16 protein-coding genes are annotated in these 24766 nt (G+C 64.5%); 8 read left to right on the forward strand and 8 right to left on the reverse strand.

Features of this window, described 5'->3' with window-relative positions; all coding sequences use genetic code 11:
• Positions 1-42: 42 nt before the first annotated feature.
• Positions 43-3360, forward strand: a complete 3318-nt coding sequence (gene treS, locus ACFY68_RS20700; protein ID WP_387531098.1) for a maltose alpha-D-glucosyltransferase — start codon at positions 43-45, stop codon at positions 3358-3360.
• On the forward strand, positions 3361-5571 hold the full coding sequence (gene glgB / locus ACFY68_RS20705) for a 1,4-alpha-glucan branching protein GlgB (protein WP_387531101.1): 2211 nt from the start codon (positions 3361-3363) through the stop codon (positions 5569-5571).
• A gap of 117 nt (positions 5572-5688) precedes the next feature.
• On the opposite strand, the gene ACFY68_RS20710 is transcribed toward glgB, so the two are convergent.
• The 8 genes from ACFY68_RS20710 to ACFY68_RS20745 form a co-directional block, all read right to left on the reverse strand.
• A complete protein-coding gene (locus ACFY68_RS20710; RefSeq protein ID WP_387531104.1) occupies positions 5689-6765 on the reverse strand; it encodes an autotransporter domain-containing protein in 1077 nt (358 codons plus the stop codon).
• Between the two features lie 512 nt (positions 6766-7277).
• Positions 7278-9431, reverse strand: coding sequence for a glycogen debranching protein GlgX (glgX, locus tag ACFY68_RS20715; RefSeq protein ID WP_387531107.1), 2154 nt, complete (start codon positions 9429-9431; stop codon positions 7278-7280).
• A gap of 115 nt (positions 9432-9546) precedes the next feature.
• Positions 9547-9813 carry a DUF2934 domain-containing protein gene (locus ACFY68_RS20720; protein WP_346612086.1) on the reverse strand — a complete coding sequence of 89 codons (267 nt, stop codon included), beginning with the start codon at positions 9811-9813 and terminating at the stop codon, positions 9547-9549.
• Between the two features lie 14 nt (positions 9814-9827).
• Positions 9828-12602: a malto-oligosyltrehalose synthase gene (locus ACFY68_RS20725; protein WP_387531110.1), complete on the reverse strand. Its 2775-nt coding sequence runs from the start codon at positions 12600-12602 to the stop codon at positions 9828-9830.
• Positions 12599-14668, reverse strand: a complete 2070-nt coding sequence (gene malQ / locus ACFY68_RS20730; RefSeq protein WP_387531113.1) for a 4-alpha-glucanotransferase — start codon at positions 14666-14668, stop codon at positions 12599-12601. Before malQ ends, ACFY68_RS20725 begins: the two co-directional genes overlap by 4 nt.
• A complete protein-coding gene (gene treZ / locus ACFY68_RS20735; protein WP_387531116.1) occupies positions 14665-16407 on the reverse strand; it encodes a malto-oligosyltrehalose trehalohydrolase in 1743 nt (580 codons plus the stop codon). The genes malQ and treZ overlap by 4 nt, the downstream gene beginning before the upstream one ends.
• Positions 16408-16421: 14 nt before the next feature.
• Complete coding sequence (gene glgA, locus ACFY68_RS20740) at positions 16422-17981, reverse strand: glycogen synthase GlgA (protein WP_387531119.1); 1560 nt, start codon at positions 17979-17981, stop codon at positions 16422-16424.
• A 530-nt stretch (positions 17982-18511) separates the two neighbouring features.
• Entirely contained in the window at positions 18512-18679 is a 168-nt protein-coding gene (locus ACFY68_RS20745; protein ID WP_346612091.1) for a DUF6026 family protein, read from the reverse strand.
• Between the two features lie 104 nt (positions 18680-18783).
• Between ACFY68_RS20745 and gnd the strand changes: the two genes are divergently transcribed.
• The 6 genes from gnd to ACFY68_RS20775 all read left to right on the forward strand — a co-directional run bounded on the left by gnd (position 18784) and on the right by ACFY68_RS20775 (position 24644).
• Positions 18784-19866, forward strand: a complete 1083-nt coding sequence (gene gnd, locus ACFY68_RS20750; RefSeq protein ID WP_346612092.1) for a phosphogluconate dehydrogenase (NAD(+)-dependent, decarboxylating) — start codon at positions 18784-18786, stop codon at positions 19864-19866.
• A complete protein-coding gene (gene zwf, locus ACFY68_RS20755; protein ID WP_387531123.1) occupies positions 19863-21368 on the forward strand; it encodes a glucose-6-phosphate dehydrogenase in 1506 nt (501 codons plus the stop codon). Before gnd ends, zwf begins: the two co-directional genes overlap by 4 nt.
• Before the next feature lie 79 nt (positions 21369-21447).
• Positions 21448-23244 carry a glycoside hydrolase family 15 protein gene (locus ACFY68_RS20760; protein WP_387531126.1) on the forward strand — a complete coding sequence of 599 codons (1797 nt, stop codon included), beginning with the start codon at positions 21448-21450 and terminating at the stop codon, positions 23242-23244.
• A gap of 107 nt (positions 23245-23351) precedes the next feature.
• Complete coding sequence (locus ACFY68_RS20765) at positions 23352-23630, forward strand: type II toxin-antitoxin system RelE/ParE family toxin (RefSeq protein ID WP_387531129.1); 279 nt, start codon at positions 23352-23354, stop codon at positions 23628-23630.
• Between the two features lie 15 nt (positions 23631-23645).
• On the forward strand, positions 23646-23933 hold the full coding sequence (locus ACFY68_RS20770; protein WP_387531132.1) for a HigA family addiction module antitoxin: 288 nt from the start codon (positions 23646-23648) through the stop codon (positions 23931-23933).
• A gap of 90 nt (positions 23934-24023) precedes the next feature.
• On the forward strand, positions 24024-24644 hold the full coding sequence (locus tag ACFY68_RS20775; RefSeq protein WP_387531135.1) for a TetR/AcrR family transcriptional regulator: 621 nt from the start codon (positions 24024-24026) through the stop codon (positions 24642-24644).
• Positions 24645-24766: the final 122 nt, after the last annotated feature.

Below are 24766 nucleotides of genomic sequence, written 5' to 3' on the forward strand. Positions count from 1 at the left end.
CCAGCTAATCACACGGTGTTGCAGAATTGAAAGGAGTCACCCATGGCCAAGCGTTCACGCCCGGCAGCCTTCATCGACGACCCGCTGTGGTACAAGGACGCGGTGATCTACCAGCTACACATCAAGTCGTTCTTCGATGCCAACAACGACGGCATCGGTGATTTCGCAGGCCTGATCAGCAAGCTCGACTACATCGCCGAACTGGGCGTCAACACCCTCTGGCTGCTGCCGTTCTACCCTTCGCCACGGCGCGACGACGGTTATGACATCGCCGAATACAAAGCCGTGCACCCCGATTACGGCAGCATGGCCGACGCCCGGCGCTTCATTGCCGAAGCCCACAAGCGCGGCCTGCGGGTGATCACCGAGCTGGTCATCAACCACACCTCCGACCAGCACCCGTGGTTCCAGCGCGCCCGCTTGGCCAAGCGCGGCAGCAAGGCCCGCGACTTCTATGTGTGGTCGGATGACGATCAGAAATACGACGGCACGCGGATCATCTTCCTCGACACCGAGAAGTCCAACTGGACCTGGGACCCGGTTGCCGGCCAGTACTTCTGGCACCGCTTCTATTCGCACCAGCCCGACCTCAACTTCGATAACCCGCAGGTACTCAAGGCCGTCATCGGGGTGATGCGCTTCTGGCTCGACCTGGGCGTCGACGGCTTGCGCCTGGATGCCATCCCCTACCTGATCGAGCGCGACGGCACCAACAACGAGAACCTCCCGGAAACCCACCGCGTGCTCAAGGCGATCCGCGCCGAGATCGACGCCAATTACCCCGACCGCATGTTGCTGGCCGAGGCCAATCAGTGGCCCGAGGACACCCGCCCGTACTTCGGCGAAGGCGATGGCGACGAATGCCACATGGCCTTCCACTTCCCGCTGATGCCGCGCATGTACATGGCCCTGGCCATGGAAGACCGCTTCCCGATCACCGATATCCTGCGCCAGACCCCGGAAATCCCTGCCAATTGCCAGTGGGCGATCTTCCTGCGCAACCACGATGAGCTGACCCTGGAAATGGTCACCGACCGCGAGCGTGACTACCTGTGGAACTACTACGCCGAGGACCGCCGTGCGCGCATCAACCTCGGCATCCGCCGCCGCCTGGCACCGCTGCTGCAGCGTGACCGCCGGCGTATCGAGCTGCTCACCAGCCTGCTGTTGTCGATGCCAGGCACGCCCACCCTGTACTACGGTGACGAACTGGGCATGGGCGACAACATCTACCTGGGCGACCGCGACGGTGTGCGCACCCCCATGCAGTGGTCGCCCGACCGCAACGGCGGATTCTCCAAGGCCGACCCGCAGCGCCTGGTGCTGCCGCCGATCATGGACCCGCTGTACGGCTACCAGACGGTCAACGTCGAGGCGCAGTCCCACGACCCGCATTCGCTGCTCAACTGGAACCGCCGCCTGCTGGCGGTACGCAACCAGCAGAAGGCGTTTGGCCGCGGCACCTTGCGCACGCTGACGCCGAGCAACCGGCGCATCCTGGCGTACATCCGCGAATACACCGATGACGCTGGCAACAATGAAGTCATCCTGTGTGTTGCGAACGTCTCCCGCGCCGCCCAGGCGGCGGAACTGGAACTGTCGCAATATGCCGACAAGGTGCCGGTCGAGATGCTCGGCGGCAGCGCCTTCCCACCGATCGGGCAGTTGCCGTTCCTGCTGACCTTGCCGCCCTACGCCTTCTACTGGTTCCTGCTGGCAGCGCACGACCGCATGCCCAGCTGGCACGTTCAACCTACCGAGGGGTTGCCGGAATTGACCACTTTAGTGCTGCGCAAACGCATGGAAGAGCTGCTTGAAGCGCCTTCCAGTGACATTCTGCAAGACGCGATCCTGCCGCAATACCTGCCAAAGCGCCGCTGGTTCGCCGGCAAGGAAGGGCCCATCGACCAGGTGCGCCTGCGCTACGGCGTGCGCTTCGGCACGGCCACGACGCCCGTGCTGCTCAGCGAAATCGAGGTGCTTGGCGATGGCGTGGCCAACCAGTACCAGTTGCCGTTCGGGTTCCTCCCCGAAGAGCAGATCAATACCGCCTTGCCGCAGCAGCTGGCGCTGTCCCGTGTGCGGCGTGGCCGCCAGGTTGGCCTGATCACCGACGCCTTCGTGCTCGAGCCATTCATCCGCGCCGTGTTGCGAGCCTGTCAGGAGGGCGTGCGATTGCCGTGCGGCAACGGCCAGGGCGAGTTGCGCTTCCAATGCACCGATCAGCTGGCCGGCCTTGGGCTCGATGAGGACAGCGCAGTGCGCTACCTGAGCGCCGAGCAGTCGAACAGCTCGGTGGTGGTGGGTGATCGCGTGGTGCTCAAGCTGATCCGCCGGGTCAACCCAGGTATTCACCCGGAACTGGAAATGAGCGCCTACCTGACCGCTGGCGGCTTTACCAACATATCGCCGTTGCTGGCCTGGGTCAGCCGCGTGGATGAAGCGGATGCCCCGCACCTGCTGATGATCGCCCAAGGCTACTTGAGCAACCAGGGCGATGCCTGGGCCTGGACCCAGAACACCCTGGAGCGGGCCATCCGCGACGAGATGGAGCCGGCCAGCAACGACCCTGAAGCGCACACCGACGCCTTGGCCGAGCTCAACGGTTTTGCCGCCTTGCTGGGCCAGCGCCTGGGCGAGATGCACCTGCTGCTGGCCGCGCCGAGTAAAGACCCTGCCTTCCAGCCACGGGCCAGCGAGGGCGAAGACAGCGAGCGCTGGGCCCGCCAGATCAGTGCCGAGCTCAACCATGCCCTCGACTTGCTGGCCCAGCATCGCGACAGCCTGGACAGCGACAGCCAGGCCCTGGTCGACGACCTGCAGCAGCAACGCGACGGCCTGACCCAGCACATCGCCAACCTCGCCAGCCAGGCCCAGGGCGGCCTGCTGATGCGCGTGCACGGCGACCTGCACCTGGGCCAGGTGCTGGTGGTGCAGGGCGATGCCTACCTTATCGATTTCGAGGGCGAACCCTCACGGCCGCTGGACGAGCGCCGCGCCAAGCACAGCCCATACAAGGATGTCAGCGGCGTGTTGCGTTCCTTCGACTATGCTGCTGCGATGATCCTGCGCAGCGCCTCGGCGGTAGACCTTTCCGAGGCAGCACGGCAGGCTCGTCAGCGGGTCGCCCGGCAGTACCTGCACCAGTCGCGTCATGCCTTCGTCGAAGCCTACGGCCTGGCCACCGCCGCCATGCCTCATGCCTGGCAACAGGCCGAGGGCGAGCGCGCCGCACTGGAACTGTTCTGCCTGGAGAAGGCCGCCTACGAAATCACGTATGAAGCCGAAAACCGGCCGAGTTGGCTGGCCGTGCCTTTGCATGGCCTGCATGGATTGATCAGTACCTGGGGAGAGTCATAAATGAATGCAACTACGCGTGACAACGGTGGCCTTCGGCAGCGGGAGCTCGATGCCCTTGCCCGCGCCGAGCACGCCGATCCTTTCGCAGTACTTGGCCCCCACGGCGATGGTGCGGGTGGCTTCTGGGTTCGCGCCTTCTTGCCGGCTGCCCTGAATGCGCGCGTGCTCGCCCGGCAAGATGGGCGTGTGCTGGCCGAAATGGAGCAGGGTAGCCTGCCGGGCCTGTTTACCGCGCACCTGGATGATGCACAGCCGTACCTGCTGCAGATCGGCTGGGCCGGTGGCGAGCAGGTAACCGAAGACCCTTACAGCTTCGGCCCGCAACTGGGCGACATGGACTTGCACCTGTTTGCCGAGGGCAACCACCGCGACCTCTCTGGGCGCTTTGGCGCGCAGCCAACCCAGGTCGACGGGGTCGATGGCGTGTGCTTCTCGGTGTGGGCGCCGAATGCGCGGCGGGTGTCGGTGGTGGGCGACTTCAACAACTGGGACGGCCGCCGCCACCCGATGCGCCTGCGCCACGGCGCCGGGGTGTGGGAGCTGTTCATCCCCCGCCTGGCTGTGGGTGAAACCTACAAGTACGAGGTGCTGGGCAAGGACGGCATCCTGCCACTGAAGGCCGACCCGTTGGCGCGCGCCACCGAGTTGCCGCCCAGCACGGCGTCGAAGGTAGCGGGTGCATTGAGCCATCAATGGCAAGACCATGACTGGATGGAGCACCGCGCACAGCGGCATGCCTACAGCGCACCCTTGTCGATCTACGAGCTGCACCCGGGCTCATGGCAGTGCGAGCTGGACGACCTGGGCGAAGTGTCGCGTTTCTACAACTGGCGTGAGCTGGCCGAACGCGTGGTGCCTTACGTGCAGCAGCTTAACTTCACCCACATCGAGCTGCTGCCGATCATGGAGCACCCCTTCGGCGGCTCCTGGGGTTACCAGCCGTTGTCGATGTTCGCGCCGACTTCACGCTATGGCACGCCGGAAGATTTCGCCGCGTTCATCGACGCCTGCCACCAGGGCGGCATCGGTGTGATCCTCGACTGGGTGCCGGCGCATTTCCCCACCGACGAACATGGCCTGGCACGCTTTGACGGCACGGCCCTGTACGAATACGACAACCCCCTGGAAGGCTTCCACCAGGACTGGAACACGCTGATCTACAACCTGGGCCGCAACGAGGTACGCGGCTTCATGCTGGCTTCGGCGCTGCACTGGCTCAAGCACTTCCACATCGACGGCCTGCGCGTCGATGCGGTGGCCTCGATGTTATACCGCGATTACTCGCGCAAGGCCGGCGAATGGGTGCCAAACCGCCACGGCGGGCGCGAGAACCTCGAGGCCATCGACTTCATCCGCCACCTCAACGGCGTGGCCGCCCACGAAGCACCGGGCGCGCTGATCATCGCCGAGGAATCCACGGCCTGGCCGGGCGTCAGCCAGCCGACCCAGCAGGGCGGCCTGGGCTTTGCCTACAAATGGAACATGGGCTGGATGCACGACACCCTGCACTACATCCAGAACGACCCGGTGCACCGTGCCCACCACCACAACGAAATGAGCTTCGGCCTGATCTATGCGTATTCCGAGCATTTCATCCTGCCGATTTCCCACGACGAAGTGGTGCACGGCAAGCATTCATTGATCGACAAGATGCCGGGTGACCGCTGGCAGAAATTTGCCAACCTGCGCGCCTACCTGACGTTCATGTGGACACACCCGGGCAAGAAACTGCTGTTCATGGGCTGCGAGTTCGGCCAGTGGCGTGAGTGGAACCATGATCACCAACTGGACTGGTACCTGCTGCAGTACCCCGAGCACCAAGGCGTGCAACGCCTGGTGGGCGACCTCAACCGCTTGTACCGCGACCTGCCGGCCTTGCACGAGCAGGACTGCCAGCCGCAGGGCTTCCAGTGGCTGATTGGCGATGATGCGCACAACAGCGTGTTTGCCTGGCTGCGCTGGAGCAGCAACGGCGAGCCGCTGCTGGTGGTGGCCAACTTCACGCCGGTGCCGCGTGAGGGGTATCGCATTGGTGTGCCGTTCGGTGAGCGTTGGCAAGAGTTGCTCAACAGTGATGCCGAGCTGTATGCCGGGTCGAACGTGGGCAACCTGGGTGCGGTGGAGAGCGATGACATTGCCAGCCATGGGCAGCCGCTGTCGCTGGCCTTGAACCTGCCGCCGCTGGGGGTGTTGGTGATGAAGCCAGCCTGATCGGTTGCCTGTACCGGCCCTATCGCGGGCAAGCCCGCTCCTACAGATACCCCGCTGCCCTCAGGCCCAATGGTTTACCTGTAGGAGCGGGCTTGCCCGCGATAGGGCCGTGCCTGTCTACCACCGCATCCGCACCCCCAGGCTACCAATCAACCCATTCAAATCATTGTCATCCACATCACTGCTGTAATCGGCACTGACAAACAGCGCCACCGACGGCGTCACCCGCGCCACCAGGCCCAAGCCCAGTTCCACCGTGGTCGAATACCGCGAGCCGGAAATCTTGTCGACCTGGTCCAGCTTCACCTCGTCAGCGTTGCTGAAGTCATACCAGACGTTGGTCCGCACATAGGGCTCGATCGGCATCCCTCGCACCTCGTAGCGCCCGGACAACTTGGCACCGACCCGGCCGCTCCAGGTGGGCTGGCTATCGAACGCCTGCAGCGTCTCTTCCTGCACCTGGTTGCCGGGGAAGAACTGTTGGTTGATCAACTGGGCCTGCGGCTCGATCACCCAGCTGCCACCCAGGCGGATCGGGTAACCACCCTCCACCGAAAAGGTCATCGCGTGGCCGCTGTCGTCCAGCCGTTGACCGCTCTCGCCACGGCCCAGCACATCGATGCGCGAACCCATGGCCACGGCATCCAGGTGCCAACCCTGCTCATGGGTCATGCTCCAGTACACCCCCAGGCTCTCACCGCTGAGGTTGACGGCGTTGCGCTGCTTGTCGCCAAGCAGCGGGCGGCTGCCGTTCAAGCTGCTTTGCAGGTTGTTATGGCCGACGAAGATGCCTGCGCGGTGCACATTGCCGCCGCCGGTTTCACGCACGAACAGGTCAGGGCCGATCATCAGTTGCTGGCTGGGCGCTTCGAGCTGGTCGGGTGCCTGAGCCCCAGGCCGGGCGGTGCCTGGGAAAAATTGCGTCCATTGGCTGGCCATCAGGTCGGGTGCGGCCTGGCCATGGCGATCGCCCATCTTGTCGCTGAACGCAGCCAGCGTGCCCAGGCTCACGCCGCTGGCGCTGACAGGGTCGAGCGACAGCTGCGGCATCGCCGGTTGCTGCAAGAACAGGGGCGAGCTGGGGTCATCCTGCAGTTCGAAGGCGAAGGTTTCCACCGGGGTTGCCAGAAGCATCGACGTGGAAACCGCGTAGAAAATACGGTCGAAGCGCAACGGATTCGAGGCTCTTTTCATGGCGGATCTCCTGTGTTTTTTTGTTGTACAGCCCAAGTAACTGGCCTGTCGTCACGAGCTGTACGGCAAAAACAGTGGGCGACCAGAACCGGCACGCCAGCTTTCGCAAGCGCGCACGAAGGCGCGGGCTAGAGGCCCGGCGCTACGTTTTACTGCTAGTGATAATGTTCAGCTAAGAGGAGGGAGGGGCTTGCGTCAAGAAAGCGTGAACGGACCGTTCATGGCGTGTCCCGTGAGCTATCTTGTTGATTACCTGTGCAATTGACTCAGGTATAGCGAGCTTCGCTATTTCCCCCGCGGTGGCTATGCCGAATCATTGCAAAGACGGGCCCCATCAGGCAGTGGCGAATGCTCGCAAAGGTGCGTCCAAGGTTGCATCAAAGGTGCGGCGCGAACAGGCCGTGATGGAACACGAACGCTTCGTGCTGGTCGCGCGGCAAACCCAACGTGCGTTTGCCGCGCCGCTTCCAGTCTGTGAATTCACCGGCAAGGATTACCGGTGAATTCCCGGGTCACTCTTCCTCGCGCTGCAGCACCATCAACAGGAACGAGCGCCCCTTGACCTCGAACGTGGTCTCGAACTGCAGATGCTGCCCTTTGCGCAGTTCAGGCCGGTCGGTGTCCACCAGGCAGCTCCAGTAATCCCCCTCCGGCACCGCCGGCAACAGGAACGGCACCACATCGTGGTGGGCGTTGACGATCAGCAGTACCGTGGCCTCCGACCCCGGCCGTGCAATCCCGCTCACCTGCGCTCGCCCATCGATCAGCATGCCCAGGCAACGCCCGTGCGGATCCTCCCACTGCTCCACGCTCATCTCGTTGCCATCCGGCGCCAGCCAGGTGACATCCTTGACCCCGATCGCTTCGTTGTAGTCGCCCACCAGGAAGCGTGAGCGACGCAGTACCGGGTAGGCCAGGCGCAACCGGGTCAGGCGTTTGACGAAGGCCAGCAGGTCCTTGCCGTCCTCGTCCAGGTCCCAGTTGACCCAGCCGATTTCACTGTCCTGGCAATAGGCATTGTTGTTGCCATGCTGGGTACGGCTGAACTCGTCGCCGGCGACAATCATCGGCGTGCCTTGGGCCAGCAGCAGGGTAGCGAAGTAGTTGCGCATCTGGCGCATGCGCAGGGCGTTGATTTCGGGGTCGTCGGTGGGGCCTTCGGCGCCACAGTTCCACGACAGGTTGTTGTCGGTGCCGTCCTGGTTGTTCTCGTCGTTGTCTTCGTTGTGCTTGTTGTTGTAGGACACCAGGTCGCGCAGGGTGAACCCATCGTGGGCGGTGATGAAGTTGACGGAAGAGTAGGGCCGCCGGCCGCGGTTGTTGAACATGTCACCCGAGGCGGTCAGGCGTGCGGCGAAGTCGGCCAGCTGGCCTTCGTCGCCTTTCCAGAACGCGCGCGCGGTGTCGCGGAAGCGGTCGTTCCACTCCGCCCAGCCGGGGGCGAAATTGCCTACCTGGTAGCCACCAGGGCCGCAATCCCAGGGTTCTGCGATCAGCTTGACCTGGCTGAGCATCGGGTCCTGGCGGCAGGCGACGAGGAAGCCGTGGCGCTCGCTGTAACCGTCGTGGTAACGGCCGAGGATGGTCGCCAGGTCAAAGCGGAAGCCGTCTACGTGCATTTCGCCGGCCCAGTAGCGCAGCGAGTCGGTGACCAGCTGCAGCACGCACGGGTGGCTGAGGTCGAGGGTGTTGCCGGTGCCGGAATCGTTGATGTAATAGCGCTTGTCGTCGGGCATCAGCCGGTAGTAGGAGGCGTTGTCGATGCCGCGCATGGACAGCGTCGGGCCGCGCTCGTTGCCTTCGGCGGTGTGGTTGTAGACCACATCGAGAATCACCTCCAGGCCCGCGTCGTGCAGGTGCGCGACCATCTCCTTGAACTCGGCGATCTTGCCGCTGGCGAGGTAACGCGGGTGCGGCGCGAAGAAGGCGATGCTGTTGTAGCCCCAGTAGTTGTTCAGGCCTTTATCGAGCAGGTGCTGGTCATTGACGAAGGCATGGATCGGCAGCAGTTCGATGCTCGATACGCCAAGGTCCTTGATGTGCTTGAGCAGCTCGTCGTTGGCAAGGCCGGCGAAGGTGCCGCGCAGCTCTTCCGGGACTGCCGGGTGACGCATGCTGATGCCGCGGGCGTGCGCTTCGTAGATGATGGTGCGCTCCCATGGGATCTGCACGCGCTGGTCGCGGCCCCAGGTGAATGCCGGGTCGATCACCTTGCACTTGGGCACGAAGGGCGCACTGTCGCGCTCGTCGAACGACAGGTCGCCGTCGGGGTGGCCGATGGTGTAGCCGAACAGCGCCTCCGACCATTTCAGGTTGCCGACCAATTGCTTGGCGTAGGGGTCGATCAGCAGTTTGTTGGGGTTGAAGCGGTGGCCGTTCTCCGGCTCGTAGGGGCCGTAGACACGGTAGCCATACACCAGGCCCGGATGAGCGTCGGGCAGGTAGCCGTGGTAGATCTCGTCGGTGTATTCGGGCAGCTCGATGCGCTCTAGTTCCTGCTCGCCGGTGGAGTCGAACAGACACAGCTCGACCTTGGTGGCGTTGGCCGAGAACAAGGCGAAGTTGACCCCCAGGCCGTCCCAGGTGGCGCCGAGCGGAAACGGCATGCCCTCGCGCAGGCGGGATGGGGCGATGGAGCGGGTTTTCTTAGGGGTGCGGGGGCTCATGGCAGTCCTCGGATAGCCGTAGGGAAGAGGTAAGCGGTAGGTCAGGGGTGGCCTCATCGCGGGCAAGCCCGCACCCTGTAGGAGCGGGCTTGCCCGCGATGAGGCCGGAACAGGCTCAGCCTGCAGTCGGTTTTTTCACCGCTCGGGGCTTCTTGGCTACAGCCGGCTTGACCCCCGGCAACGCTGCGGCCTTGGGCTCTGCAGGCGCCTTGGGCTTGGCCGCTGCCTTTTTGCGTGGCGCTGCCTTGGGCGCGAGCGCTTCGGCCTCGGCCAGCTTGCGGGCCATGTCCCAGTGGCGCTCCTCCTCACCCTCTGGTTTGCCTTCAGATTCCCAGATCTGGTAGGCAAATTCGCGGATACGTTTTTCATCGACACTCATCATGACGCTCCTGATGCTCAAGATTGTTGTATCAACACATTGACCGGAAATTCCGACAGCACGGCGCTTAACATCAGCTCCTTTGAAGGGCTGACCACCGCGCTTGGGAAAAGTCCCATCGAGTTGGCGGGCGACAAGGCAAACGGCAGAATTACCCGGGTGTCGTCCCAGTTCTGTGCCGGGATCAACGGTATGGCAGCGCCGCCCAACAGGCCGCTGGCCAGGCGTGGGGCGACGACGATGGCGCGGTGTTCCTCACCCAGCCGGGCAAACGCCAGCACCTTGTCGGCATGCCGGCCCTGCACGGTCAGTGGCAGGTAGGTGCCGCGCCGGAACAGCTCGGCGTGGGCCTGGCGGCAGTCCAGCACCCGGGCCAGCAACGCTTGCTTGATGCGGCCGTCACGCCAGTGCGCGAGCAGCTCTGCGGCGGGCGTTGCATCGTCCAGGGTGCGACGCCTGCAAGCGTAGTCCACGGGGCGGCGGTTGTCCGGGTCGACCAGGCTGAAATCCCAGTATTCGGCCCCTTGATAGAGGTCGGGCACGCCGGGCACGGTGGTGCGCAGCAGCGTTTGCACCAGGCCGTTGAGGGCGCCGGGGCAGGCGATCAGCTGCGCAGCGTCCGCCAGCGACTGGCGCAGTTGGTGATTCTCGCGGTCGAGCAACAGGCCATTCACATACGCGGCGCAGGCGGCCTCGTAGGCCTCGTTTGGCGCGCTCCAGCTGCTGCGCAGTTTGGCCTCGCGCAGGGCCTTCTGCTGCCATTGGCGGATGCGTTCGGCGTACTGCTGCAGGGCGCTGTCGTCGTGCAGGTCAAGGTTCAGCGGCCAACTGCCCAGCAGGGTCTGCAACAGCAGCAACTCGTCGCCGGGGCTCGGTGCCGGGCCGTCGTCCAGTTGCTCGCGCAAGGGCGCTGCCAGCTCGCGCCAGTGTTCCACCCGGCTGGCGAACCAGGGCCCACGTTCACTCAGTACCGCCAGCCGTGCGCGGGTGTCTTCGCCGCGCTTGTGGTCGTGGGTGGCGGTGGCCAGCAGGTTGTCGGGGAAGTCGCGCAGGCGGCGCTGGGCCTCGTTGTGGAAGTGCTCAGCGCTGGCGCTGAAGCGTTCGGCTTCGAAGCCCACGTCATTGCGCGACAGCAGCCGCGCCGAGCGGTAGAAGGCGGTGTCTTCCACGGCCTTGGCGGCGCTGGGTGCGGTGAGTTGCTGGAAGCGTACGCAGGCATGGCGCAAGTGCTTGCGCGGGCGGCCGGGCGGCAGCTTGCGCCAAGGTTCGCCTCCGAGCCATCGTTCGAGCTGGTCGAGCAGCGGCCAGTCGGCCTCGGCGAGGTCCTGGCGGGCATTGGTCAGGGCCTGCTGGAAGAACGTTTCATCTTCAGCCGGCCGCCCGCAGGCGTTGAAGTAGGTACGGTACACCGGGTAATGGCTGACCAGTGCCTGCAACGCTCGGCGGATCGCCCCGAGGGTCAGGTCGCGGGTCATCAGGTCGTCGCGGGCAACCTGCAGCAGCGCCTGGGCTACCGACTCGCAGTCGCCGGCGAGGCTGGCGTTGAGCACCAGGTGCCTGGCCTGGCGCACCTCTTCGGTAAAGTCTGGGCGCTCGCTGACGTTGGCCCACAGCTCGGTCAGCGGTGCTTCGCCGGCCGGATCATGCTGCAACAAGGACACCTGGTTCATGAACTCGTAGCCGGTGGTGCCATCGGTGAGCCAGTCGCGGTGCAGGTGTTCGTCGACGCCAAGGATCTTCTCGACATAGATCGGGAAATGTTCCAGCGCCGCATTCAGCGGGCGCCTGGCAAGCAGCCCCTCGACCCTGCGGCGCAGTTTGCGGCAGTAACCACGCGGGTCGGCCAGGCCGTCGATATGGTCGATGCGCAGGCCATCCACCAGCCCGCGCTCGATCAGCTCGAACAGCTTGGCGTGGGTCGCCTCGAACACCACCGAGCGCTCTACGCGCAGGCCACCCAACTCGTTGATGTCGAAGAAGCGCCGCCAGTTGATGTCGTCGGCGGCGGTGCGCCAGCTGGCCAGGCGGTAGGTTTGGCGTTCAAGCAGCAGGTGCAGGCGCTGCAGGCCGCTTTCGCTGCGGCTGTCGAAGGCCACCAGCGCGGATTCAAGGTCCGCGCCGTCGCGCACCAGGCGCGCCAGTTCACGCTGCAGATCAACGGCGGCGGCCAGTGGCTCGGCCGCATCGGCCAGCGCCGTGAAATGCTCGGCCAGGTATTTGAGGGCCGGCTCTGGGCTCAGGGACAAAATCCAGCCGTAATCGATCGGGCAGATCGGGAAGCGGTGCTCGTGATGAGCGACCTGCAACACACCGTGCTGCTTGTCGAACTGCAGCGGAATGTCGCCGTTTTTCAAGGCCGCGCCATAGTCGCTGCCGAGGAAGGGCAGCAACAGTTGGCCGGCCAGCAGCGGGTCGCTGGAGTGCCACTGAATGTCGAAGAATTCGGCGTACGGGCTACGCCGTCCCCACGCCAGCAGGCTTTGCCACCACGGGTTGTCGGCGCCGCCGACGGCCATGTGGTTGGACACGGTGTCGAGGATCAGCCCCATGCCATGCTGGCGCAGCGCGGCCACCAGCCGCTCCAGGGCTGCTTCACCGCCAAGCTCCGGGTTGACCTGTGTCGGGTCGACCACGTCGTAACCGTGGCGCGAACCTGCCCGGGCCTTGAGGATCGGCGAGGCGTACAGGTGGCTAATGCCCAGCTGGGCGAAGTAGGGCACCAGTGGCAGGGCATGGTCGAGGGTGAAATCGCTGTGAAATTGCAGGCGCTGGGTAGCGGTCAACGGCTTCATCGGTCACGCTCCCAGGCTTGTTCACGGGCCTGTGCCAGCAGCTCCAGGCGGCGCGCGGCGGCTTCATCGTCGAGCAGGTCGCGCACCGGGGCGGCGAAGCGCCGGCGCCAGTTGGGGTGGCCCTCGGTGGTGCCAGGCAGGTTGGGTTGCTCGTCGCTGCCGAGCAGGTCTTCCAGCGGGATCAGCACCAGCGGTGCGCGGGTGTGGCCGATGTAGCGGATTGCGGCGTCGATCACGTGCTCGTCGTCCTTTTGTGGGCCGTAACTGGCTTGCAGGGTGCGGCGCAGGCCGTCACTTTCTTTTTGCCGTGCTTGGCGCCAATGCTCTTCGGTGTCGGCATCGATCAGTTGCAGGCGGTGGCTCCAGTCGATGTCGCGGCTTTGCAGCCAACCGGCCAGCGGCGCCAGGTCGTGGGTACCGGTGGTGGCCAGGGCGTTGTCCGGCCAGTCAAGGATGGGCGTGAAACGGCCAGGCTGGGGCTGCTCGAAGGGCAGCACGCGCATGCCCAGCACGGCCTTGTCGGCAAATTGTTCGCGCAGCCCTTCGGGCACCGTGCCGAGGTCTTCGCCGAGGATGATCGCCTGGTGCCGCACCGACTCCAGGGCCAGCAGGCGCAACAGGTCTTCCAGCGGGTAGTGCAGGTAGGCGCCCTCGCTGGGTTTGCAGCCGCGAGGGATCAGCCACAGCCTGCGCAGGCCCATGGCATGGTCGATGCGCAGGCCGCCGGCATGCGCAAGGTTGGCCCGCAGCATCTCGATGAAGGCGCGGTAGCCGTTGCGCTTGAGGCCTTCGGGGGAGAATGCGCAGATACCCCAGTCCTGCCCGGAACGGTTGAGGATGTCGGGCGGGGCACCGACCTTGAGGTTGGCCAGCAGCTCATCCTGGCGGCTCCAGGCCTGGCTACCGGCACCGTCGGCGCCCACTGCCAGGTCGGCGATCAAACCGACCGCCATGCCGTTGCTGCGTGCAGCTTCTTGCGCACGCTGCAGGCTACGGTCAGTAAGCCACTGGCAAAAGGCGTGGAACTCGACCTTGGCCGGGTACGCGCTGGCGAAGGCTTCGACTTCGGGGTGGTAAGGGTCGTGCCAGGCGCTCGGCCAATTGCGCCAGTCGGCGCCCAGGCCATGGTCCACGGCTTGCGCCTGCAGCACTTCGAAGCGGCAGTGGTGCTCCAGGGCCTGGCCACCGGCTTCGCGAAAGCTGTCGAAGTCGGTACGTAGCGGGTGATCACCCTGGCTGAAGTCCTGGTACAGGGCTTCGAGCAGGCGCAGGCGGGCGTCGGCGGCCCGGGGCCAATCAACCAGGGGCTGCTGCTCCAGGTCTTCCAGCGTCTGCTCAAGCCCCGCGGCCTCGATGGCGATGCGCACGGCACGCTCACCGAGCAGGGCGGCGGGGCTGGCGTAGAGGGTATTGAGCAGCAGGCGGCTGGACGGGGAGTAGGGGCTGTAGTGCTGCTGGTCGATGGCCGACAGGGCATGAATGGGGCTGATCGCCAGGGCATCGGCACCGCGTTCGGCGGCGATGCGTGCCAGTTGCTCCAGGGCCAGGCAGTCGCCATAGCCGCCATCACCGGGGCGGCGCAGGCTGTAGAGTTGCACCGCAAGGCCCCAGCAGCGGGGTGGTGGTTGCTCGACGGCATCGTCCAGGCTGTAGCAGCGCGGCGGTGCCACGGCCAGGGTGAAGGCACGGCCGTCGACCTCAACCTGGTGGTAGCCGATGGGCAGCTCGCCGGGCAGGCGTGCCTGGCCGTCGAGGGTCAGGGCCAGCCTGGTGTCATCTTCAAGGGTGCAGTGCGCAGTGCTCCCTGCGCTGAAGTAACGGCCCAGCGCCAGCGGCTGGCCAAGGTCGGCAGTCAGCAGCGGTGGCAGGTGTTCGCTGTCGTCAGCGGTTTCCACAGCCCGCAGGCTGCTGTCGATGGCGTTGTCGTCACTGGCCGGGTGGCCGAGGCCTTCGAGCACTTTGCGCAGTACTTCATCAGCCACCTGTTGTGGCCGGTTGTTGGCGTCGACCCAGTCGCGGGCAAGCCCGACGTGGGCGGCCAGACGGTGCAGTGCGGTTTCGCTCATGGGCTCTCCTGGCCAGGTGCAAGCAGGCTGACCACGCAGCTGTATGCGGACAGCGCGGTGTCGGGGTGCGTGGTGTCGCTGCTGTCGAACAGGCGGCGTTCGGCGGCGGGCAGTTCGACCGGCTGTGGCGTGGCGGCCAGGTTCAGGTCGATGCGCAGGGTATTGCCGTTGCCCAGGCGCCAGCGTGCGGTCAGCGCTTTATCGCCCAGCACCTCGGCGCCCAGCGCACGGCTGCCGGGCAGGTGCGGGATGACGTAGCGCTGGCGCAGGTGGAGCAGCTGTTGATAGAGGCCGTGCCAGCCGGCGATGACTTCCTGGCGCTGCGGCCGTGAGGCCTCGAAGGTTTGCTCGGCGTTGGGGTCGGGGATGCGCTCGCGCTGCTCGGGGTCGGCAAATGCCGTGAAGTGGGCAAACTCGCCCCGTCGGCCCTCGCGCACAGCGTCGGCCAGTTCATCGTGGAAGTCGGTAAAGAACAGGAACGGCCGGCAACTGCCATCGTCGTCACCCATGAACAGCAGCGGGATCATCGGCGACAGCAGCAGCAGGCCGGTGGCCGCGCGCAGGGCCGCCGGCGGGCACAGGCGGGTCAGGCGTTCGCCCAAGGCGCGGTTGCCGATTTGGTCATGGTTTTGCAGGAACAACACGAATGAACTGGGCTCCAGATGCCCGCTGGGTTCGCCGCGTGGCGTGCCGTGGCGGTTGGGCTCGCCCTGGAAGACGAAGCCTTCGGACAAGCACCGGGCCAGCTGGGTGATCGGCTGTTCTTTGTAATCGGCGTAATACCCTTCGGTTTCGCCGGTGAGCAATACGTGCAGGGCGTTGTGGCCATCGTCATTCCACTGGGCATCGAAACCCTTGCCCAGCAACGAGGCCTGGTTGTGCTCGTTTTCCAGTACCAGCCATATCTGCCGGCCAGGCGCCACTGCAGCGCGTACACGCTGCGCCAGCTCGACCAGAAAGTCGGGCTGGTCGATGGCGTGCACGGCGTCCAGGCGCAGGCCGTCGCAGCGGTAGTCGCACAGCCACATCAGGGCGTTCTGGATGAAGAACTCGCGCACCTCGGGGCGGCGAAAATCGATGGCAGCGCCCCAGGGCGTTTGCCGGTCCTCGCGAAAGAACGGGCTGGCGTACTGGTGCAGGTAATTGCCGTCTGGGCCGAAGTGGTTGTAGACCACATCCACCAGCACCATCAGGCCCTCACCGTGGGCACTGTCGACCAGCGCGCACAGCTGCTCCGGGCTGCCGTAGGTATGTTGCGGTGCATAGGGCAGCACACCGTCATAGCCCCAGTTGCGCTCGCCGGGGAACTGCCCCAGGGGCATCAGCTCGATGGCACTGATGCCCAGTTCGGCCAGGCGCGGCAGGTGCCGGGCAACGCCCGGGTAGCCTTCGAGCACGCCGACGTGCAGTTCTTGAATCACCGCTTCGTGCCAGGGGCGGCCTTGCCAGGGGTGTTGCCAGGCATAGGCCTGGGTGTCCACCACCTGGCTTGGGCCCTTTACGCCCTCGGGTTGGAAGCGCGAGGCCGGGTCGGCCACCTGCAGCTCACCATCGATACGATAGTGATAACGGGCGCCGGCCTGGCATGCGGCAACCGCCGTATACCAGCCATCGCCTTCGGGCAGCAGCTCGACAGGCGGCTGCCCCTCCAACTCCAAGCTCACGTTGCGCGCATCCGGCGCCCACAGGGCGAAGCGCGCCGACGTGGCGTCCATTAAGTGTGCGCCATGCCTGTGCATCTTCCACCCCCTGCTCAGTAGTGGCTGAGTTGTGTCTGCTTGACCAGGTCCTCGTAGAGGCGGGCGTAGGGTTCTACTGCCTGGCACCAGTTGAACGGCTGGGTCATCGACAGGCAGCGCATGGCATTGAGCAGGTTCTTCTTGCCGTAGACGTAGAAGGCACGGCCCAGCGCTTCGCGGTAACTTTCCACCGTGGACTCGTCGAACAGGAAGCCGGTTACGCCGTTCTCGATGGTGTCGGCCAGCCCGCCGGTGTTGCGTGCCACGGGCAGCGAACCAAAACGCTGCGCGTACATCTGGCTAAGGCCGCAGGGCTCGTAGCGCGACGGCATCAGCAGGAAGTCGCTACCGGCGAACATACGCCGGGCGTCGGTCTCGTTAAAGCCGATACGCACACCGATGCGGCCCGGGTGGCGCACGGCCAGTTCACTCATGGCCTGCTCTTCTTCGGGCTCGCCACGGCCGATGATCGCGATCTGCCCACCCTGTTCGACGATGTAGTCGGCCACACCCAGGGTCAGGTCCAGGCCCTTCTGGAACACAAGGCGAGAAACTACGGCGAACAGTGGCCCTTCGGAGGGTTCCAGCTCGAACAGGCGGCGCACTTCTTCGGCGTTGCGTGCCTTGCCGTCCCAGTCGTTGATGCTGAAATTGTGCTGCAGGTGCTGGTCGGTGGCTGAATCCCAGCTCTCGTCGATGCCGTTGGGGATGCCACCAAGCAGGCCTTGCTGGGCCTTGCTGGCGAGAAAGCCATCCAGGCCACAGCCGAATTCCGGCGTGGTGATTTCGCGGGCGTAGGTGGCGCTGACGGTAGTGATGTGGCTGGAGTACGCCAGGCCGGCCTTGAGGAACGACAGCTTGCCGTAGAACTCCATGCCTTCCTGCTGCATGGCATGGTCGGGGATCGCCAGTTCCGGGCTGCAGGCACGGCTGTACACGCCCTGGTAAGCCAGGTTGTGAATGGTGAACAGGGTCGGCGTGTTCAGCCCACGCCAGTGCATGTAGGCCGGGGCCAGGCCGGCAGGCCAGTCATGTGCGTGCACCACTTCGGGCTTCCAGTGGATCTTGCCTTCGCCAGCGGCGATCTCCGCAGCAGCCAGGCCCAGGCGGGCGAAGCGGATGTGGTTGTCGGGCCAGTCGCGACCGTTGTTGGCGCCATAGGGAGAGCCGTCGCGCTGGTACAGTTCGGGGCAGATCAGTACATAAATGACCAGGCCGTCAGCCATGTCCATGCGGCCAATCTTGCACGGCGGCAGGGCGGCGTGGCCACCGAGTTCGCCGACGATATGAATAGGGTTGTCGCTTTCCATCACCTGGCGGTAGCCAGGGATCAGCACACGCACATCGTGCAGGTGCGCCAGCGCCCGTGGCAGCGCCGCGGATACATCGCCCAGGCCGCCGGTCTTGACCAGGTCGGCGATCTCCGAGGTAACGAAGAGGATCTTGCGTTTGTTCGGGTTGTGCTGGCGCTGGGCGCCGGGTGCCTTGCCTGTCGTGGCGAACTCCGGGGTGAGCGGTTCGCGGTTTTCCGGTTTGAATGAATCTACGTGAGGTTCGACAGCGGCACTGATCATACTTCTCTCCGTCCCTATCCTATGCCGGGTGCTGGCACCCGTTGTTCTATATCGTTCTGGTTATCTCTATTGCTTGTCGTCTTGTTGCGGTCCTTGCCCCAAGGTCGTGCGCACATGCACGGCGCAATCGGCATTCCGGCCGAAAGCGATTGGACTGGTTGGGGTGGCAGGCCGTGGCGTGGGATGCCCCGATGCGATTGGCCTACTTAGTTGCTGACCCGCCCCCATTTGCAAAAGTTCGACTTTTTTACGTCGCTCTTGCTATGAGCAAATGCCGGGCCGAAAGCTGAGTGTAGGAGAGAGGGAGATAAAAAGGTGACCCATTGGTCACTTTCGTTATGACGCGAGATAGACGCAAACGTTGGCGTGTGTGACGAGATATGAATGGGGTGTTCGAAGGTGGGGCGCGGGGTGTTTTGAGGTGTGCAGTTTTGTAGCGCAGGCGGTGAGGATGCCCTAACGTGGTGCGTGGCTGATCAGCCTGGAGGAGCGTGGTGGGAGCGTTCCGCCCCCACCGTATGAGAAAACCTTTAGAGGCTGACGGTTTTGTCGCCGGAGCGCGCTTGCTCCAGCAGCATGTGCAACTGAGCGACCTGTTGGCGCAGCAGTTCACGTTCGTCCTTCAGTTTGCGCAGTTCATCACGGCGTACGGAGACATAGAGGGTCTGGGTGGGGGTGGCAGGCATCAAGGTACCCATGTATACACCTCGCAGTTTTGGCTGGTGACAGTTAAAGCGTAGACGCTTCACGCGGCGCGCATTCTGAATTCTTTCTGCGACCAAGGGAACTTTTTTGTTTAACGTTGTCTTGCCGTTCGTCGCTGAACCCTCGGGCGCTGCGCTGGACTAATCTGAATCGCTGGACTGAGTTGTCATTCATTTATCAAGGGGAGCATCGGCTCATGCAACTGGGAATCGTCGGGCTGGGCCGCATGGGCGGCAATATTGCAAGGCGCCTGATGCGCGCCGGTCACCGCACGGTGGTCAACGACCGCAACCGTGAAGCCATCACCGCGCTGGAAGGCGAGGGTGCCCAAGGCGCCCACGACCTGGGCGCGCTGGTGCAAAAACTGAAAGCGCCGCGCGCGGTGTGGGTGATGCTGCCGGCGGGCGAGCCGACCGAGCAGACCATTGCGCAGCTGGCCGAGCTGCTGGAGCCGGGCGATGCGATCATCGACGGCGGCAACACCTTCTACAAGGACGACATGCGCCGCGCCGCCGAACTGGCCAAGCGCGGGCTGCATTACCTGGATGTCGGCACCTCCGGCGGTGTGTGGGGCCTGGACCGTGGCTACTGCATGATGATCGGCGGCGAAAAAGACGTGTTCGAGCGCCTGGAGCCACTGTTCAAGGCCTTGGCGCCGGGCGTGGGCGACATCCCGCGGACCCAGGGCCGCGAAGGTGAGCACGACCGTGCCGAGCACGGCTACATCCACGCAGGCCCGCCCGGTGCCGGGCACTACGTGAAGATGGTGCACAACGGCATTGAGTACGGCCTGATGCAGGCCTATGCCGAGGGCTTCGACCTGCTGCGTAGCAAGGGTGGCAACGAGCTGCCAGAAGAACAGCGCTTCGACTTGAATGTTGCCGAAATCGCCGAAGTGTGGCGCCGGGGCAGCGTGGTTACGTCCTGGTTGCTCGACCTTACCGCCGATGCCCTGGTGGCCGACCCGCAACTGGCGCAGTTCAGCGGCTCGGTGTCCGACAGTGGCGAGGGCCGCTGGACCATCGACGCGGCCGTTGAACAGGCGGTGCCGGTGCCGGTGCTGTCCAGTGCGCTGTTCGCGCGTTTCCGCTCGCGTCAGCAGCAGGGCACCTACGGCGACAAAGTGCTGTCGGCCATGCGCCTGGGCTTCGGTGGCCACGTCGAGAAAAAAGGCCAATGACCCAAAAGACCATACCTGCTGCTCCGCCTTGCACATTGTTCCTGTTCGGCGCCAACGGTGACCTGGTCAAGCGCCTGCTGATGCCGGCGCTGTACAACCTCAGCCGCGATGGTTTGCTTGACCGCAACCTGCGCATCGTCGGGGTCGACCATAACGCCGCCACCGCCGAGGCGTTCGCCCAGCGCCTGCACGACTTCATGCGTGAGCGTGACAAGGGCGGCGAGGGCGCGGCCAAGGGCCTGGACGAGAAGCTCTGGGCTCGCCTGGCCAAGCGCCTGGACTACCAGACGGGCGATTTTCTCGACCCGGCCACCTACGCGGCGCTGGCCAAGCGCATCGACAAGACCAGCCACGGCAACGCCATCTTCTACCTGGCCACCTCGCCGCGGTTCTTCCCTGAAGTGGCGCAGCGCCTGGGCGAGGCGGGCTTGCTGGATGAGTCTGGCGGGGGCTTTCGCAGGGTCGTGGTGGAGAAGCCATTCGGCACCGACCTGGCCAGCGCCGAGGCACTCAACGCCTGTTTGCTGAAGGTGATGAGCGAGCGGCAGATCTACCGCATCGACCATTACCTGGGCAAGGAAACCGTGCAGAACATCCTGGTCAGCCGGTTCTCCAACGGCCTGTTCGAGTCGTTCTGGAACAACCACTACATCGACCATGTGCAGATCACCGCCGCCGAGACGGTCGGTGTCGAGAGCCGCGGTGGTTTCTACGACACCACTGGCGCCCTGCGCGACATGGTGCCCAACCACCTGTTCCAGCTACTGGCGATGGTCGCCATGGAGCCGCCTGCAGCCTTCGGCGCCGATGCCGTACGGGGCGAGAAGGCCAAGGTCATCGGTGCCATTCGCCCCTGGTCGGCGAAGATGGCCCTGAAAAACTCCGTGCGTGGCCAGTACACCGCGGGCAAGCAGGGCCGCAAGCACCTGGCGGGGTATCGCCAGGAGGAACGGGTGGCGGCCGACAGCCAGACCGAAACCTACGTGGCCCTCAAGGTAATGATCGACAACTGGCGCTGGGCCGGCGTGCCGTTCTACCTGCGCACCGGCAAGCGCATGAGTGTGCGCGACACCGAAATCGCCATCTGCTTCAAGCCCGCGCCGTATGCGCAGTTTCGCGAGTCCGAGCTGGAGCGGCCCAAGCCCAACTACCTGAAGATCCAGATTCAGCCCAACGAAGGCATGTGGTTCGACCTGCAGGCCAAGCGCCCGGGGCCGGAGCTTGTGATGGAAAACGTCGAGCTGGGGTTTGCCTACAGGGACTTCTTCAAGATGACCCCGGCGACCGGTTACGAGACGTTGATCTATGACTGCCTGACCGGCGACCAGACCTTGTTCCAGCGGGCCGACAACATCGAGAACGGCTGGCGTGCAGTGCAGCCGTTTCTCGATGCGTGGGCCCAGGACGGCGAGGTGCATGAATACCCGGCCGGTGAGGATGGGCCTGAGGCTGGCAATGAATTGCTGACCCGCGACAAGCGTGAGTGGCACAGGTTGGGGTGACTGAGCTGGCCTGATCGCCGGCATGCCCGCGATCAGGCCGACGCTGTCACCTTCAAGTTCAGAAACCACAGGAGACCGCATGCCCGCCCACATCGAAGACTACGCCCTGCTCGGCAACTGCCGCAGCGCCGCCCTGGTCAGCCGTGACGGCTCCATCGACTGGCTGTGCCTGCCCCGCTTCGACGCCCCCGCTGTTTTCGCCGCCCTGTTGGGCAACGAAGAAAACGGGCGCTGGCGCCTGGCACCCTGCGACCCCATCGAACACACCAGCCGCGCGTACCTTGAAGACACCCTGGTCATGGAAACCACCTGGGTGACCGCCAGCGGCCGCGCCCGCGTACTCGACTTCATGCCCTTGAACGATGTCAACTCGGTGGTGCGCATCGTCGAGGGTGTTTCCGGCGAAACCAATTTCGAAATGGACCTGGTGATGCGCTTCGACTACGGCCGCAGCGTGCCGTGGGTGGAAAAGCTCGACCCGCTGACCCTCAGCGCGGTCGCCGGCCCTGACCGGCTGATCCTGTGCAGCACCGTACCCTCGCACGCCCGCGACCACCACACCGTCGCGCGGTTTCGGGTTTGCGCCGGTGAGCGCCAGGTGTTCAGCCTGCGCCACCAGCCTTCTCACCTGCCGGTGCAGCCCGACTGTGACATCGAACAGGCCCTTGAACATACCATCGATCATTGGCAGGCCTTTGCCGCCCGTTGCCCTGAGGTCGGCCCGTACAGCGCCAAGGTGCGCCGCTCGTTGCTGACCCTCAAGGCCATGACCTACGCACCCACCGGCGGCATCGTCGCCGCCGTCACCACCTCGCTGCCCGAAAGCATCGGCCATGAGCGCAACTGGGATTACCGCTTCTGCTGGTTGCGTGATGCGACCATGACCTTGCTGGCGTTCATGAACCTTGGCTATTTCGACGAAGCCCAGGCCTGGCGCGAATGGCTGCTGCGCTCGGTGGCCGGCAACCCCGAGCAGATGCAGATCATGTATGGCCTGGCCGGCGAGCGCGACCTGCAGGAGTACACCTTGCCCTGGCTGGCCGGGTACGAGCACTCCCAGCCCGTGCGCGTGGGCAATGCCGCTGCGCAGCAGATGCAGCTGGATATCTACGGCGAGCTGGCCGACGCCATGGCCCAGGCGATCAAGGGCGGGCTGCCCCGGCACCCGCGCAGCGCGGCGATCTCCCGTTTGATCTTGCCGTACGTCGAGCGCATCTGGCGCGAGCCAGACGAAGGCATCTGGGAAGTGCGCGGCGGCAGGCAGCATTTCGTGCATTCCAAGGTGATGGCCTGGGTCGCCTTCGACCGTGCGGCGGGCCTTGCCGACACCCCCGAAGAGGGGCGTGAGCGTAGCCGGCATTACCGGCAGGTGGCAGACGAGATCCGCCGTGAAGTGTGCGAGCGCGGGCTGGATGCCCACGGCCAGCACTTCGTCCAGGCCTACGGCTCGACCGAAATTGACGCCAGCCTGCTGCAGATTGCCCTGACCGGTTTCCTGCCAGTGGAGGATGAGCGGTTTCTGCGCACCTTGGAGCAGATCGAGCAGCGCCTGCTGAAGAACGGTTTGCTGATGCGCTATGACAGCGACCGCTGCAGTGACGGCCTGACGCCAGGGGAGGGCACGTTCCTGGTCTGTTCATTCTGGTTGGCCGACGTGTATGTGCTGTTGGGCCGCCAGGATGAAGCGCAGGCGCTGTACGAGCACCTGACCGGGCTGTGCAATGACGTGGGCCTGCTGGCCGAACAGTACGACCCGACAGGCAAGCGCATGCTCGGCAATTTCCCCCAGGCCTTCAGCCATATCGGCATCATCAATACGGCGTTGAACCTGCACCGGGCGCAGTGCCCGGTACGGGATCGGGCGAGGTGTGGGTAGTGCCGTAAATAAGTATGTGACGCATCGGGTCACACATGATACTTTGCTCTGCGTGATGCGTGACGTCACACTGCGCCGGTCTCCCAAATGGACGCGGCGAGCTACCCATGATCATCAGTTTTCGACACAAGGGACTGCGAATTTTTCATGAAACGGGCAATGCGCGCGGAGTTCAGGCCGCTCACAGCCAGCGCCTGAAACGCCAGTTGCAGTTTCTCGAGCGCGCTGTTGCGGCGCAGGAGATGAGCCTGCCAGGCTGGCAGTTGCACCCACTCAAGGGCGAGCTGGCGGGCTTCTGGTCAGTCAGTGTCTCTGGCAACTGGCGGTTGATCTTTCGTTTTGTGGGTTCGGACGTCGAATTGATCGATTACCTTGATTATCACTGAACAGGAGGGCTGATCATGCCTTTGCACAATCCGCCACACCCCGGCGAAACCTTGCGCGAGGATGTCTTGCCTGCGCTGGGCCTGACGGTGAAAGCCTTTGCGGCGCACCTGGGGTTTTCTCGAGAAGCGCTTTCGCGGGTGTTGCACGGCCGCGCAGCCATGTCGCCAGACCTGGCATTGCGCCTGGAAATGGCGGGTATCAGTACTGCCCGGCTGTGGCTGGCTATCCAGGCTGATTACGATATATGGCAGGCGCGTCACCGCCAGCAACCCGTCATCACTCGCTTGTTTCAAGCCGCATGATGCGTAGGGGCGAGCAGAATGAGGGCCGTTGCGGCGGCCCATCGCAGGCAAACCAGCGCCTACAAAGGGTGCATGGGTACTAGGAACGGCATGGCCAACCACAAGATCGAAATTCGCCGACGCAACATCGAAAAAATCCTCATGGCCGCTGAAAAGGTGTTCGCCGAGAAGGGCTACGGCGCCACCTCCATGGGCGATATCGCCGAACAGGCCGAGCTGCCGCGCTCTAACCTGCATTACTATTTCAGCACCAAGGACGATCTGTTTCGCGCGGTGCTGCAAGACCTGCTGGATGTGTGGAAGCAGGACGCGCTGTGCTTCGAGAACTTCGACGACCCACGGGTGGTGCTGACCAGCTACATCCGGGCAAAGATGGGCCATTCGCGCTCGCGGCCGCTGGGCTCGAAGATCTGGGCCGAAGAGATGCTGCATGGCGCCCCGCTGCTCGGGGTGAGCCTGGAAGACAGCCTGGTGCCTTGGGCGAAGCTCAAGGAAGACAAGATCCGCCGTTGGGTGGAAGAAGGGCGCATTCTGCCGGTGGAGCCTTCGGCGTTGCTGTACATGATCTGGGCATCGACCCAGCACTATGCCGACTTTGGTTACCAGGTTGCGGTGCTCAACGGGGGGGAGCCGCTGTCGGACATGGCGTTCGAGAGTGCGGTGCAGACGGTGACGTGTGTCATCTTGCGTGGCATTGGGTTGGAGCCTTGAACTGTCGGGGCCGCTGCGCGCCCCATTCGCCGGCAAGCCGGCTCCCACAGGTAAGGTGCCGCTCTCGAGAGCTATGCAGTACCTGGACTGCCCCAAGGGTTGAATTGGTGTTCAACTTCTTG

Origin of the sequence: Pseudomonas sp. NPDC012596, assembly GCF_042902325.1 — a bacterium.
Lineage (GTDB): Bacteria > Pseudomonadota > Gammaproteobacteria > Pseudomonadales > Pseudomonadaceae > Aquipseudomonas.